General features: G+C 55.2%; 1 protein-coding gene. It reads left to right on the top strand.

All coding sequences use genetic code 11. The features are described 5' to 3' along the window. Nucleotides 1-54: 54 nt before the first annotated feature. A protein-coding gene (locus tag ACK59H_RS22920) for an IS3 family transposase (RefSeq protein ID WP_230849812.1) occupies nucleotides 55-1,274 on the top strand; the annotation gives its coding sequence in 2 pieces (ribosomal slippage) (nucleotides 55-403 and nucleotides 403-1,274; 1,221 coding nt in all). Nucleotides 1,275-1,300: the final 26 nt, after the last annotated feature.

Raw genomic sequence — 1,300 nt, 5'->3', positions numbered from 1 at the left:
TGTCCCGTCCTGAATAAGGTTTACACCTCCCATCCCGAATTTCCGGAGAGTCAGATGGAGCAAGGTGTAAAGCGCACACAGCGTGATTATTCACTGTCTTTTAAATTGGCGGTCGTTGATCAGGTCGAAAAAGGTGAACTGACCTGCACCCAGGCTCGGGAGCGGTACGGCATCCAAGGAAAAACTACGGTTCTGGTATGGTTGCGTAAGCATGGTCGGCAGGATTGGAGCCAAGGGGCGTCGATTCGGGCCGAGAGGAGCTGCGCGATGTCTGACCCCAAAACGCTTACTCCAGAGCAGCGGATCAAAGAGCTTGAGCAGCAGCTTGAGCTGATGAGCCAGAAGGCCCAGTTTTTTGAAACGGTCGTTGATGTTCTGAAAAATGACTATGGTGTCTCGGTCGTAAAAAAGCGATCCGGCAAGTCCTCTCGCAAGGCCAAGTCGCAGGACTGAGCATTGCCAGGGCTTGTCAGTTTCTAGGCATTAGTCGTCAGGCTTACTACAAGCGCAACCGAGCTGCTGATGGCAAAGAGCGCCAGGCAGACCGGGTGGTTAAGTTTGTTCAGCAAGTCCGGATGCGCCAGCCTCGTCTGGGTACACGCAAGCTGCACTATCTGCTGCATTGCCAGCCTGACAAACGATTCCAGATCGGCCGAGATAGGCTGTTCCAGGTCTTGGGAGAGCGCCGTTTGCTGGTACTGCCCAAGCGGGCATACTACAAGACAACACAGAGCTTTCATCGCTTCTACCGCCATCCCAACTTACTCAAGCCCGGCCCAAGCCAAGTCGTTCCAACAAGGCCGGAGCACGTCTGGGTTGCCGACATTACTTACCTGCCCGCACGTAACGGCCCGCTGTACCTGAGCCTGGTAACGGACGCGTACTCCAGGAAAATTGTTGGCCACCACGTCCATGAAAGCCTGCATGCCGAGTCAGTGGCGCAAGCCTTCAAGCAGGCACTACGAAAGCGACGTCGTCGCCAGCCATTAGTCCACCATTCGGATCGAGGCATCCAATATTGCTCGGCGCTCTACCAGTCACTGCACCAACGGCACGATGTTCAGTGCTCCATGACTGATGGGTATGACTGCTACCAGAACGCGCTGGCCGAGCGAATCAACGGAATCCTCAAGATGGAGTTGCTGTTGAGCAGCCCTGAAGATCTTGAGCAAGCTAGGCAGATGGTTGATGAGGCGGTGCAGATCTACAACACAGAACGGCCCCATATGGCCCTGAAAAACAAAACGCCCGATGCGGTGCATCGGGCGCTTTGAGGCCTAGCGGCCTACCTGAACAGGTG

Origin of the sequence: Pseudomonas sp. KCJK9000 (assembly GCF_046230725.1) — a bacterium.
GTDB lineage: Bacteria > Pseudomonadota > Gammaproteobacteria > Pseudomonadales > Pseudomonadaceae > Aquipseudomonas > Aquipseudomonas promysalinigenes.
This window is presented reverse-complemented; position numbering and strand designations above follow the sequence as displayed.